Source organism: Xenorhabdus sp. SGI 60 (assembly GCF_056632175.1).
Genome location: NZ_CP196860.1, coordinates 2,395,127 through 2,410,468 on the forward strand (window position 1 = coordinate 2,395,127; position 15,342 = coordinate 2,410,468).

General features: G+C 53.3%; 1 protein-coding gene and 2 pseudogenes. All 3 read left to right on the top strand.

What is annotated here, in order from left to right:
- Nucleotides 1-15 precede the first annotated feature (15 nt).
- Nucleotides 16-2,412, top strand: a complete 2,397-nt coding sequence (locus ACSJJG_RS11030; RefSeq protein WP_481090426.1) for an AMP-binding protein — start codon at nt 16-18, stop codon at nt 2,410-2,412.
- Nucleotides 2,322-9,615: pseudogene (locus tag ACSJJG_RS11035) on the top strand (amino acid adenylation domain-containing protein); the annotation flags it as partial. The gene ACSJJG_RS11030 and the pseudogene ACSJJG_RS11035, both read left to right, overlap by 91 nt.
- Nucleotides 9,616-9,717: 102 nt before the next feature.
- A pseudogene (locus ACSJJG_RS11040) lies at nt 9,718-15,189 on the top strand (condensation domain-containing protein); the annotation flags it as partial.
- Nucleotides 15,190-15,342 lie beyond the last annotated feature (153 nt).

The following is a 15,342-nucleotide window of genomic DNA, read 5'->3' on the forward strand; positions in this document are numbered from 1 at the left end:
AATATTACGCCCGATATGTTGCCTTTGGTTGTCCTGTCCCAAACTGAAATTGATGCCATCGCTACCACTGTTCCGGGCGGCGTCACCAATGTGCAGGATATCTATCCGCTGGCTCCATTACAGGAAGGTATCCTGTTCCATCATCTGTTACAGGCACAAGGAGATAATTATCTGCTGCAAAGCTTGCTCGCGTTCGATACCCGTGAGCACCTCAATGCCTTTTTAGCGGCACTGCAACAGGTCATCGACCGCCATGATATCCTGCGCACCGCCGTTTGCTGGCAGACGCTGGCACAACCGGTACAAGTGGTCTGGCGTCAGGCACCGCTGGCGGTTAACATTTTCAACCCCGCTACAACGGGTGACGTTGTCACTCAACTCAAGCATCATACCGATCCACACCAGCATCGTATCAATTTAAATCAGGCCCCCCTCTTTGCCACCGATATCGCCTATGATCCGGCACAAGATGAATGGTTGCTGGCGCTGCGCTTTCATCATCTGGTCAGTGACCATATGACACTGGAGCTGATTCTGGCGGAAATCGCGCTTATCTTGCAAGGTAAAACGGAGAGGCTGCCAGTGGTACTGCCTTATCGCAACTTTATTGCCCAAACATTAAGTGTGCCCGTGGCAGAACATGAAGCCTATTTCCGTACCCGACTGGCGGATATTGATGAACCCACGGCCCCCTTTGGGGTACTCAAGGTACACCCTGACAATAACTGCGTGACTGAGTCCCGTCTTCCTATCGCCCCTAATTTGGCCAAAGCCATCCGCACTCAGGCGCGTCGTTTAGGGGTCAGTCCGAGTGTGCTGTTCCATGTCGCCTGGGCTCAGGTGCTGGCACACACCAGCGGGCGCGATGACGTCGTCTTTGGCTCCGTGCTATCGGGACGTCTGCAAGGCGGCGCAGGGGCTGATCAAATACTGGGCATGTTTATTAATACGCTGCCCCTGCGCATCTCCCTGAGCGGGTTCACGGTACAAGATATCGTGCAGGAAACCTATCATAACCTGACTGCCTTGCTAGAGCATGAGCAGGCCCCATTGGTACTGGCACAACGGTGTAGTGGCGTAGCCCAACCAATGCCGCTGTTCAGTAGCTTACTGAATTATCGTCACAGCGCTTCGAATGGAACGGAAGTGAGTGAAACCGAGGCGGTTGATACCACCTGGGCAGGCATCCGTATTTTGACCGCAGAGGAGCGTACTAACTATCCTCTTTCCTTATCGGTCGACGATTTAGGGGACGGCTTCCTACTCACTACCTTGACCGTCACCGACATTGCGCCAGAACGAATCAACGCCTATCTGGAGACGGCCATCAACGGTTTAGTCGATTCTTTAGTTCATCACCCGCAACAATCGATACGGGATATCCCCATCTTACCGGCGGCAGAGCGGCAACAACTGCTGGCCGATTTCAATGCCACTCACACCGATTTCCCCCAAGACGTGTTGATCCACCAGCTGTTTGAGGCACAGGTTGCACAGCATCCCGATAGCATTGCTGTCGTCTATGAAGACCAGACACTGAGTTATGGTGAATTAAACCGCCGCGCCAATCAGCTGGCGCACCATCTGCTGGCGCTGGGTGTACAACCCGATGACCGAGTCGCCATTTGTGTCGAACGCAGCCCGGAGATGGTGGTGGGATTATTGGGTACTCTCAAGGCCGGTGCCGCTTATGTGCCACTCGACTCAACTTATCCACTCGAACGGCTGGCTTATATGCTGGACGATGCGGCACCAGTAGTATTACTGACCCAGACGTCACTCATTGACAAGCTAGGCACCAGCCTGTCTATCGTGCTACTTGATGCCTCTGTTTTCGACAATGACGCGGAAAATAATCCTGATCCCCAAGTATTGGGGCTGACCTCGCATCATCTGGCGTATGTCATCTATACCTCTGGCTCGACCGGCCAACCCAAAGGGGTGATGGTTGAACACGCCGGATTCAGAAATTACTTACAATGGGGGCTAAGTTATTATGTAACGGCCAAGCAGACAGACAGCATCGTGTCATCACCTTTTGCTTTTGATGCCACCGTCTCCAGTATTTACTTGCCTCTGCTTTGTGGCGGCAAAATACACCTTATCCATGAAGGTCAGGCGCTTACTGAGCTGGTACCCGCACTATTATCCCTCTCTACGGCACCTACTACGCTGGTTAATATCACCCCGACTCATTTCGCTGCAATTGGTAAGGGATTAATGGCGGAAAAACGGACTTGTCCTGCCCATTGTTTTATCGTTGGTGGGCAGGCACTCCTCAATCCGTCATCGCACTTTGGCGCGATCTGTCACCGGGATCACGCATTATCAACGAATATGGCCCAACCGAAACGGTGGTGGGTTGCATCACGTTTGATACTCATCATCAGGAGAGTATCGTTGACAACATGATTCCCATCGGAAAACCGATCGCTAATACCCAGATTTATATCCTGGATGCCCAGAGCCAGCCAGTGCCCCTTGGGGTGAGCGGTGAAATTTATATTGGCGGGACAGGTGTGTCCCGCGGTTACCTCAATCGCCCGGAACTCACGGCAGAACGTTTTATTCCCGATCCATTTTCGACAACGCCAAATGCTCGTTTGTACAAAACCGGCGACCTCGGTCGCTGGCGACCGGATGGCAATATTGAGTATCTCGGTCGCAATGATTTTCAGGTCAAGATACGGGGTTTCCGCATTGAATTAGGAGAAATTGAAACCCGGCTGGTTGCTTGTGAAGGCGTCAGGGAGGCGGTGGTGATCGCCCGCGAAGAGGAAAATGGTGGTAAGCGTCTGGTTGCTTACCTCATTCCACAACCGGGAGTCACTCTCAACCCCGCCTGTCTGCGTGAACAATTGAGTTCCAATTTGATGAAACACATGCTGCCCAGTGCCTTTGTCACGCTGGCATCCTTCCCCCTGACCCCCAATGCCAAACTGGATCGCAAGGCCCTGCCAGCCCCGGATTTATCGGCCGTGGTGGTGCAAGATTATGCCGCCCCCGAGGGCGAAATAGAAATCGCCTTAGCCCAGATTTGGCAAGACTTGCTAGGTTTAGAACAAGTGGGTCGTCACGATAATTTCTTCGAACTCGGTGGCCATTCCCTGCTTGCTGTCCAACTCGTCGCACATGTACACCAAAAGTTGGCACGGGATTTGTCACTACAGCAACTCTTTGATCAACCTGTTTTGATGCATCTGGCCCAGACGCTCACAGATGCTTCGACAATGGCTCAGATAGTGATCCCTGTGGCTGACCGCAACCAGCCGTTGCCCCTGTCCTTTGCCCAACAGCGTTTATGGTTCCTGGGTCAATTCGATCCGGCGGCCAACCTGGCTTATCATATCCCTGTGGCATTGCGCCTGACGGGTCAGCTTAATCGCCCTGCCTTAACCCATGCATTCGACCAGCTGCTTGCCCGCCATGAAAGCTTGCGTACCCGCTTTGTGCTGGTTTCCGGCCAACCTTGCCAGCACATTGATTCGGCTGATATTGGCTTTGTCCTGACTTACCAGGATCTGCGCTCATTACCATCTGAAACACATAGCCACCGTATTGCGGAATTAACGGCACTCGAAGCACAAACGCCTTTTGACTTTACTCAAGGCCCGCTGCTCCGCGGCCACTTGCTGCAACTGGCAGACGAAGAGCATGTCTTGTTATTTACACTACACCATATTGTCTCGGATGGCTGGTCCACTGGTGTCATGCTACATGAACTCAGTGTTCTTTATCGCGCCATCCTTGATGGTCAAGATACGCCTTTATCGCCATTACCCATTCAGTATGCCGACTATGCCGTCTGGCAGCGTCATTGGCTGCAAGAGGCCACGCTCACGACACAACGTGATTTCTGGTGCACCCAGCTTACTGGGGCGCCAGCCTTACTGACGCTCCCGACCGACCGACCGCGCCCGGCAGTACAATCCTTTGTTGGCAACCGAGTCCCTGTGCACATTGATGCCGATTTACTGGACTCACTGAAAAAGCTAGGACTGCGCCATCACACCACGTTGTTTATGACAGTGCTCAGTGCCTGGAGTCTCGTGCTGGCCCGGCTTAGCGGGCAGGATGATATTGTTATCGGTACGCCGGTAGCTAACCGCCCGCATCATGAACTGGAAGGGTTAATCGGTTTCTTCGTTAACACGCTGGCATTACGTATCACCTTCAATGATGATCTCAGTGTGGCCGATCTGCTGGCTCTGGTTCGGGAGCGGGCACTGGCCGCTTATGCCCATCAAGATTTACCCTTTGAGCAAGTGGTAGAAGCGCTCCAGCCCGAACGAAATCTCAGCTACAGCCCGATTTTTCAGGTGATGCTGGCTTTAGACAATACCCCCTCGCAGGCGCTGGCATTTCCCAATATTCAGTGTTCACCCATTGAGCAAATATATCCCAGCGCCCACTTTGATTTAACTTTGTCATTGGCCGAAACCGAGGCGGGTTTGATCGGTGAACTGGAATATGTCACCGATCTATTCGACACCGTCACCGTTGAGCGAATAGCCGGTTATTTCAACAATGTGCTGACCGCCATGGTGACGGATGAAACCCAGCGGATTGCCGCTTTGCCCATGCTGCCAGCATCGGAACGGCAGCAACTACTGGTGGATTTCAATGCCACTCAGGTAGATTTCCCGCAAGACGTGTTGATCCACCAACTGTTTGAAGCACAAGCCGCCCAGCATCCCGATAGCATTGCTGTCGTCTATGAAGACCAGACACTGAACTATGGTGAATTAAACCACCGCGCCAATCAGTTAGCCCATTACCTGATTGCGCTGGGGGTGCGTCCAGATGATCGGGTCGCCATCTGTGTCGAACGCAGTCTGGAACTGGTAGTAGGGTTACTGGCTATCCTCAAAGCAGGAGCCGCCTATGTGCCGCTCGATCCGGCTTATCCGGCTGAACGGCTGACCTATATGCTGGATGATGCCGCCCCTGTGGCCTTACTGACCCAAGAATCGTTAGTTGAAACACTGAGCAGCGACCAACCTACCGTACTGCTTGACACCGTGGCCCTCGATACCTGCGCAATAAGTAATCCTGATGCTTGTGCACTGGGGTTAACTTCACACCATCTGGCCTATGTGATCTACACCTCTGGTTCCACGGGTCAGCCCAAAGGCGTGATGATTGAGCATCGTGGTCTGTACAACCTGATTCAAGCACTAATTGAAGCATTCCATATCACAGCCAGCACCCGGCTATTGCAATTTGCTTCTTTCAGTTTTGATGCCTGCATCTCTGAAATTGCTCCTACACTGTGCCAAGGAGCCTGCCTTGTTCTGGCATCCCGTGAAGCGCTATTACCCGGTGAGGCTCTGATTAATACATTGAAAACTCAGGCGATCACTCATGTAACTCTACCGCCCGTTGCAGCCAGTGCCTTAACGCCGGATGCTGAATTACCCGACCTGACCATTCTGGTGCTGGCCGGTGAAGCTTGCTCATCGTCGTTGATCAAACGTTGGGCAACAGACCAACGGATCATCATCAATGCTTATGGACCGACGGAATCTACTGTTTGTGCAACTTTCGCCCCCTGTGATACCCAGAATGAAAGAGTACCACCGATAGGCCGACCTATCGCGAATACGCAAATTTATATTCTGGATACACAAGGTCAACCCGTTCCTCTTGGTGTGGCGGGAGAAATTTATATCGGCGGAGTAGGTGTCGCCCGTGGCTATCTGAACCGCCCTGAACTCACCGCTGAACGTTTCCTGACCGATCCGTTCTCTTCGCAGCCCGAGGCGCGGATGTACAAAACCGGCGACCTCGGTCGTTGGCTGCCCGATGGCAATATTGAATACCTCGGCCGCAATGATTTTCAGGTCAAGTTGCGTGGCTTCCGTATCGAACTGGGGGAAATCGAGGCACGACTCATGCAATGTGACGGCGTGCGCGAAGCCGTGGTACTGGCTCGTGAAGATGAGCCGGGACAGAAACGACTGGTGGCCTATTTGCGTCCGTTAGAGGGCGCTGAATTGGTACTGGCTGAATTGCGTCAGCAACTGACGCAGCATCTTGCCGACTATATGCTGCCCAGCGCCTTCGTCACTTTAGAGACTTTCCCGCTCACCCCTAACGGTAAACTCGACCGTCAGGCGCTACCAGCCCCCGATTTATCAGCGGTTGTCGCTCGCGGTTATGCAGCCCCCGTCGGTGAGACAGAAATCGCTCTGGCACAAATTTGGCAAAAACTCCTGGGACTCAAACAGGTCGGTCGCCACGATCACTTCTTTGAGCTTGGCGGCCATTCACTGATGATTGTCAGTCTGATCGAAGAGCTGCGCAATCTGGGTTGGCAACTTGATGTTCGCAGCGTATTTGTTGCGCCGCTCCTCACTGATATGGCGCAGACTATCCAGCGTGAAGTCTGCACCTTTGTCGTGCCCCCTAATCGTATCCCCGCAGATTGTACGGCTATCACGCCCGATATGCTGCCTTTAGTTTCTCTTTCTCAGGCTGAGATTGATACCCTCGTTGAGCAGACCCCGGACGGAGCAATTAATGTACAGGATATCTATCCACTGGCCCCGTTGCAGGAAGGCATCCTGTTCCATCATCTGATACAGACCCAAGGGGATAATTATCTGCAACAAAGCTTACTCGCTTTCGATACCCGTGATCGTCTCGATAGCTTCCTGAATGCCTTGCAACAGGTTATCAACCGCCATGATATCCTGCGCACCGCAATTTATTGGCAAGGACTGGCACAGCCGGTGCAGGTGGTCTGGCGTCAGGCAACGCTGACTGGCTATGAATTCACTCCTGCCGTGACAGACGATATTCCGGCGCAATTACTGGCTCACACTGATCCGCGTCAGCACCGTATCAATTTGAACCAGGCCCCCCTCTTTGCCACCGATATCGCCCATGATCCGGTACAAGATGAATGGTTGCTGGCGCTGCGCTTCCATCATCTGGTCAGTGACCATATGACGCTGGAGCTGATTTTTACAGAAATTGCGCTCATCTTGCAGGCAAAGACGGAGAAGCTGCCAGCGGTATTGCCCTATCGCAACTTTATCGCTCAAACCTTACATACATCAACCGCCGAGCATGAAGCTTATTTCCGCGCCCAATTAGCGGACATTGATGAACCCACCGCGCCATTTGGGTTGCTTAATGTACAAACTGACAACGACCTTGTCACTAAAGCCCATCTCCCTGTCGCGCCTGATCTGGCCAAAGCCATCCGCACTCAAGCGCGTCGTTTCGGTGTCAGCCCAAGTGTCCTGTTCCATGTCGCCTGGGCACAGGTGCTGGCACTCACCAGCGGCCGCGATGATGTGGTGTTTGGCTCCGTGCTATCGGGACGTCTGCAAGGCGGCGCAGGGGCTGATCAAATACTGGGCATGTTTATTAACACGCTGCCCCTGCGCATCTCTCTGAGCGGACGCTCGGTACAAGACATCGTGCAGGACACCTATCACAACCTGACCACGTTGCTGGAACATGAGCAGGCTCCATTAGTGCTGGCACAACAATGCAGTGGCGTGGAGCAACCCATGCCACTGTTCAGCACTTTGTTCAATTATCGTCACAGCGCTTCGAATGAAACGGAAGTGGAGGAAACGGAGGCGGTTGATACCTCCTGGACAGGTATACGTGTTTTGGCCGCAGAAGAGCGTACTAACTATCCCATCACCTTGTCAGTCGATGACTTAGGAGACAGTTTCCAATTAACGGCTCTGACTGTCAGCGAAATTGCACCAGAACAAATCAACGCCTATCTGGCGACGGCTATCAGCGGTTTGATCGATGCTCTGGTTCACAATCCGCAACAAACGATCCGGGCTATCCCCATCTTACCGGCGGCAGAGCGGCAACAAGTGTTGGCAGATTTCAATACCACTCAGGCCGATTTCCCGCAAGACGCGTTGATCCACCTGCTTTTTGAGGCGCAAGCAACACAGAATCCCGATACTATCGCCGTCGTATTTGAGGAGCAAACCCTCAGCTATGGCGAGCTTAATCGCCAAGCCAATCAGTTGGCCCATTACCTGATTGCGCTGGGGGTGCATCCAGATGATCGGGTGGCGATTTGTGCTGAACGCAGTCTGGACACCATTGTGGGTTTGCTTGCCATCCTCAAGGCTGGTGGGGCTTATGTCCCACTCGATCCGTCCTATCCTACCGAACGGCTGGCCTATATGCTCGAAGATGCCGCCCCCGTGGTGGTGCTAACCCAGAGCGGCACAAGTCACAATGGCTCGTCCAGTTTAACACCCTGCTGGTAGTTTACTTGACAACCAAGAACCGAAGTGGGTATCACAGTCAACGGATAACCCCGACATCACAAGCACTGGGACTGACATCACGTCATTTGGCCTATGTTATTTACACGTCAGGTTCGACGGGGCAACCGAAGGGGGTAATGGTCGAACACCGCAATGTCCTCCGTCTTATCGTTAATAGCGGGCATTTGCTGATATTTGCGCCAAATGACTGTGTCGCCCATTGTTCGCCAACATGGTTTCGATGCCTCGACCTGGGAAATTGTCTGACCTTAATGGTCGGTGCGCGTTTGCATGTGGCTAATCGGTCCTGCTTAATCCGGGTGCCTTACTGTACTGGTTACTTAGGACCAGGTCATCAGCCACTTATTTGTTAACAGCCGTTATTTACCGAAACTTGGATAATCTCCTTCCCGTTTGGGCAGTACGTACCTGCTTGTCGGCGGGGATTCCTGTTCATCAACAGTGCATGTTGGCTCTGTCCCAGCCCGCGCATCTGATAAATGGATATGGTCCAACAGAAACCACAACATTTGCCGCCACCTATGCGATGACGTCCCCGGTTGATGTCACCCATTCCATTCCTATCGGCCGTCCAATTGCCAATACCCAAATTTATATTCTGGATACGTGTGGTCAGCCTGTTCCCCTCGGGGTAGCGGGTGAAATCCATATCGCGGGTGATGGTGTCGCCCGTGGCTATCTGAATCGGCCTGAACTCACCGCTGAACGCTTCCTGACCGATCCGTTCTCTTCCACCCCCAATGCGCGGATGTACAAAACCGGCGATCTCGGTCGCTGGCGGCCCGATGGCAATATCGACTACCTCGGCCGCAATGATTTTCAGGTCAAACTGCGCGGTTTCCGTATCGAGTTGGGAGAAATTGAGGCAGGACTGACCCAATGTGACGGGGTACGTGAGGCGGTGGTGATTGCTCGCGAAGATGAATTCGGGCAAAAGCGACTGGTGGCCTACCTGTTACCACAGAAAGATGTTGAATTGGCGCCCGCTGAACTGCGCCAGCAACTCGCCCAGCACCTCGCTGATTATATGTTGCCCAGTGCCTTTGTCACGCTGACATCCTTCCCCCTGACGCCCAATGGCAAACTTGACCGTCAGGCCCTGCCGGCGCCGGATCTGGCTGCCGTGGTGACTCAGGGTTATGAACCGCCACAAGGCAGGATAGAAACCGCGTTGGCGCAAATCTGGCAGGATCTATTAGGACTGGAGCGTATCAGTCGCCACGACCACTTCTTTGAACTCGGCGGTCACTCGCTGATGGTCGTCAGACTGATAACCCGCATACAAGACAAATTCCTGGTCAGTATCCCTCTGACTTCGTTATTTGCTTCGCCCACATTGACAGAGCAGGCCACTGTCATTCTCTCAGCCCAAAAGAGTGTAGTAGGGGAAAACGAACTTGAGTCAATTCAGGACGATCTTGACTCACTGTCAGCAGAAGAATTGATGGCCATTTTAGGCGGGAAAGAGCCCCGCGGAGGCAGTAGATAATGACAAAGATCAATATGAATATCGATGACTTGAAACAGGCGGTTCTGGAGAAAAGACTTGCAGAACAGCTGAAAGCCCGCAGAGAACAACAGCAACCGGCATTGATTAAACCCGCGGACAGACATCACTCTCTGCCTCTTTCTTTTGCCCAGCAGCGGTTATGGTTTATCAACCAGCTCGATCCGGCGGCCAGTCAGGCTTATCATCTGCCAGTGACCTTACGCCTCACAGGCCAGCTCAACTCCCATGCGCTGAAAACATCACTTGACCGCCTGATTGCCCGCCATGAAAGTCTGCGTACCCGCTTTATCCTGGCAGAAGGTCAACCCTGCCAGCATATCGATCCGGCTGATATCGGTTTTGCTCTGTCCTGTCACGACCTGCGCCCGCTTGATCCGGCCTTACGTACCCAGCGTGTCACTGAACTCGCTGATATTGAGGCGCAAACGCCCTTCGATTTTGCCCGGGGGCCGCTGATCCGTGGGCAATTGCTACAACTGGCAGACGAAGAGCATGTGCTGTTACTGACCCTGCATCACATCATCACTGATGGCTGGTCCATCGGTGTGCTGGTGCAAGAACTGGCACTTTTTACCGTGCGGCCCTTGACGGTCATCATGATGACCCTTTGCCCTCCCTGCCAATTCAGTATGCTGATTATACGGTCTGGCAACAGGAGCAGTTACAAGGCACAGTCTTCACTGAACAACGTGATTTCTGGTGTGCCCAGCTTGCTGGCGCGCCCGCCTTACTCACTCTCCCAACCGACCGGCCACGCCCGGCGGTACAAACCTATGTGGGCAACCAAGTGCCTGTGCACGTTGACGCAAACTTATTGGCTTCACTAAAGGAACTTGGACAGCGCCATCACACCACCTTATTTATGACGGTACTCAGTGCCTGGAGTCTCGTATTGGCTCGGCTCAGTGGACAGGATGATATCGTTATCGGCACCCCGGTTGCCAACCGTCCACACCGTGAACTGGAAGGGTTAATCGGTTTCTTTGTTAACACACTGGCTTTACGCATTACCTTCAATGATGATCTCAGTGTGGCGGATCTGCTGGCCCAGGTTCGGGAGCGGGCACTGGCCGCCTATACCCGTCAGGATCTGCCCTTCGAACAGGTGGTAGAAGCACTCCAGCCTGAACGTAGCTTAAGCTACAACCCCCTTTTTCAGGTGATGCTGGCCTTAAATAACACCCCAGCCCAAGCGTTGACCCTGCCGGGGTTGCAACTGACTACGATTGACCAGGCACATCGTAGTGCACATTTTGATTTGACCTTGTCACTGAGTGAAACCGAGGCCGGTCTGGTCGGTGAGTTGGAATATGCCACCGATTTATTCGACACCACCACCGTTGAGCGGATAGTCGGTTATTTCAACAATGTGCTGACCGCCATGGTAGCGGATGAAACCCAACATATTGCCACTTTGCCGTTACTGCCCGCCTCAGAACGGCAACAACTGCTGGTGGATTTTAATACCACTCAGGCCGATTTCCCGCAAGACGCGTTGATCCACCTGCTTTTTGAGGCTCAAGCAACACAGAATCCCGATACTATCGCCGTCGTATTTGAGGAGCAAACCCTCAGCTATGGCGAGCTTAATCGCCAAGCCAATCAGTTGGCCCATTACCTGATTGCGCTGGGGGTGCATCCAGATGATCGGGTGGCGATTTGTGCTGAACGCAGTCTGGACACCATCGTGGGCTTGCTTGCCATCCTCAAGGCTGGCGGGGCTTATGTCCCGCTCGATCCGTCCTATCCTACCGAACGGCTGGCTTATATGCTCGAAGATGCCACTCCGGTGGTGTTACTGACCCAGACAGCACAATACGACAGACTGCACGACAGCATCCCGGCAACGTCATAGTGCTTGGCCCAGAAAACGTTACTGGAAACACAACCGACTCATAATCCGCAAGCCCATACATTGGGGCTGACATCACGCCATCTGGCTTATGTGATTTATACCTCCGGCTCGACGGGGCAGTCCAAAGGCGTAATGGTCGAACATCGTAAGTGTACTTCGGCTCATCATTAACAGTGGCTTTGCTGATGTTGGCTCTGACGATTGTATTGCCCATTGCGCCAATTCATTTGACGCCGCCACCTGGGAAGTGTGGGCGGGCTTAGTTCATGGGCGCGTTTCTCTCATCCCGGAAAATATCACTCATTTTGTTCAGTGTCTGTCATCGCAAGGGGTCAACTGCCCTCTTCTAACCAACAGCCCTGTTTAACCAATATATCTAATTGGGCCATCACTCGCTGGTTTACGCTATGGATTCCCTTTCCGCGGTGAACAGGCGGATAACCGCCCTGCTATTCGTCTCAAACGAAGATCACCCACCCAAACACTTACTGCATGTGTATGGGCCAACGGAGACCACCACGTTTGCCAGTGCCTATGAAATCCCGGCCATGGAAGACGAAGACGTGAAACAGAAAAATCCCTATCGGCCACCCCATCGCTAATACCCAAATTTATATTCTGGATACGCAGGGTCAACCTGTTCCCGTCGGGGTGGCGGGTGAAATTCATATTGCCGGTGACGGTGTGGCTCGCGGTTACCTGAATCGGCCTGAACTCACCGCTGAACGCTTCCTGCCCGATCCCTTCTCTTCGCAGCCAAACGCCCGTATGTACAAAACCGGCGACCTTGCCCGCTGGCTGCCCGATGGCAATATCGACTACCTCGGCCGCAATGATTTTCAGGTCAAACTGCGCGGTTTCCGTATCGAGTTGGGAGAAATTGAGGCAAGACTGACCCAATGTGACGGGGTACGTGAAGCGGTTGTGTTGGCTCGCGAAGATGAGCCGGGACAGAAACGGCTGGTGGCCTACCTGTTACCACTGGAAGGGGTTGAACTGGCGCCCGCTGAACTGCGCCAGCAACTCGCTCAGCATCTGGCTGACTATATGCTGCCCGGTGCTTTTGTCATGTTAGGGACTTTCCCGCTCACGCCCAATGGTAAACTTAACCGTCAGGCGCTGCCGGCCCCGGACTTATCAGCGGTTGTGGCCCGCAGCTATGCAGCCCCCGTCGGCGAGAGAGAAATCGCTCTGGCGCAGATTTGGCAAAAACTCCTGGGACTCAAACAAGTCAGTCGCCATGACCATTTCTTTGAACTCGGCGGCCATTCGTTGATGATTGTCAGTCTGGTGGAAGAACTGCGCAATTTAGGCTGGCAGCTCGACGTTCGCAATGTATTCGCCTCACCTGTCCTCGCCGATATGGCTCAGGCTACCCAGCATGGGGTCAACACCTTTGTCGTGCCCCCCAACCGTATCCCCGAAGATTGTACGGCTATCACCCCTGATATGTTGCCACTGGTTTCGCTTTCCCAATCTGAGATTGATGCTATCGTTGAGCAGATCCCGGGCGGAGCAGGTAATGTACAGGATATCTATCCACTGGCCCCGTTGCAGGAAGGTATCCTGTTCCATCATCTGTTACAGACACAGGGGGATACCTATCTGTTGCAGAGCCTGCTCGCGTTCAATTCTCGCGATCGTCTCGATAGCTTCCTGAATGCCTTGCAACAGGTTATCAACCGCCACGATATCCTGCGTACGGCAGTTTATTGGCAAGGACTGGCACAGCCGGTTCAGGTGGTCTGGCGTCAGGCACCGCTGACTATCCATGAATTCATCCCGGCCACGACAGGCGATATTCCGGCTCAGTTACAGGCTCACACTGATCCGCGTCAGCATCGGATCAATTTGAACCGCGCCCCTCTCTTTGCTGCCGATATCGTCCACGATCCGCTACAGAATGAGTGGCTGCTGGCTTTACGTTTCCACCATCTGGTCAGTGACCATATGACACTGGAGCTGATTTTAGCGGAAATTGCCCAGATACTACGGGGCAATGCAAAAACACTGCCCTCGATGTTGCCCTACCGCAACTTTATTGCCCAGACATTAAGTGTGCCCGTGGCAGAACATGAAGCCTATTTCCGTAGCCAACTGGCAGATATTGATGAACCCACCGCTCCCTTCGGGATACTCAGCGTACCCAGCGATAATAGTGTTATCAACGAACACCGTCTTCCACTTGACTCTACGTTGGCGAAGGCCATTCGCTCTCAGGCGCGTCGGCTGGGCGTCAGTCCCGGTGTCCTGTTCCATGTGGCCTGGGCGCAGGTATTGGCCCAAACCTGCGGCCGCGATGATGTGGTTTTTGGCTCCGTGCTGCTGGGTCGTTTGCAAGGCGGTGCGGGGGCTAATCGCATACTGGGCATGTTTATCAACACCCTGCCCCTGCGTATCTCTCTGGATGGACGCACTGTACAAGAAATCGTGCAGGACACCTATCACAATCTGACCACCTTGCTGGAGCATGAGCAGGCACCGTTAGTGCTGGCACAACGATGCAGTGGCGTGGAGCAACCCATGCCGCTGTTTAGCACTTTGCTCAATTATCGCCATAGCGCTTCGGGTGAAACGAAAGTGGGTGAAACCGAGGGGGTTGATACCATTTGGGCAGGCATACGTACTTTATCTGCTGAGGAGCGTACTAGCTATCCCATCACCCTGTCAGTGGATGATTTAGGGAACGGCTTCCAGCTAACGGCCCTGACTGTCACCGAAATCGCCCCCGAACGAATCAACACCTATCTGGCGACAGCTATCAGCGGTTTGATCGATGCTCTGGTTCACAATCCGCAACAAACAATCCGGGATATCCCCATCTTACCGGCGGCAGAGCGGCAACAAGTGCTGACCGATTTTAACGCCACTCAAGTTGATTTCCCACAAGAGGCACTGATCCACCAATTAGTCGAAGCACAAGCGGCAAAAACGCCCAATGCAACCGCCGTCATTTGTGGCGCTCACGCTCTCAGCTATGAGAAATTGAATCGCCATGCTAATCGTCTGGCACATCATCTGATTGCGCTGGGGGTTCATCCTGACGATCGGATAGCGATTTGTGTCGAACGCAGTCTGGAGATGGTGGTGGGGTTACTCGCCATTCTTAAAGCAGGTGGTGCTTATGTCCCGCTCGATCCGGCCTACCCAACCGAACGGTTGGCCTATATGCTGGAAGATGCGGCACCGGTGGTTTTACTGACGCAAACCACGTTACGCGACAAACTTGACAGCACCTTGCCTGCGGTCTTGCTGGATAAGATCTTTGATCGCCATGAATCGTTTCTGACAGCACAACCGACTGACAATCCAGACGCCCAGACGCTGGGGCTGACATCGCGTCATCTGGCCTATGTACTCTACACCTCTGGCTCAACCGGATTACCCAAAGGCGTGATGAATGAGCACCGCGGTGTTAACCGTTTGCTTTGCGCAAATGAAACCCTTATCAGTTTTATAATAAAGATGTCTGGTCGCTTTTACAAAAAACGTCGTTTAGTTTCGATGTTTCCGTGTGGGAATTTTGGGGGGCTTTAGCTTACGGCGGTTGGTTGGTCGCTATTTCAGCCGAATGTCGCCCCGGTCAACCGCACTATTCTATTGGTATGAGCCATAGAAAACCGTCACTATCTACCAGACGATCCATTTTGTGCCTTCCAGTTGCACTGATTTCCGCTCAGGTTCTGGATGTTGCGGCTGCC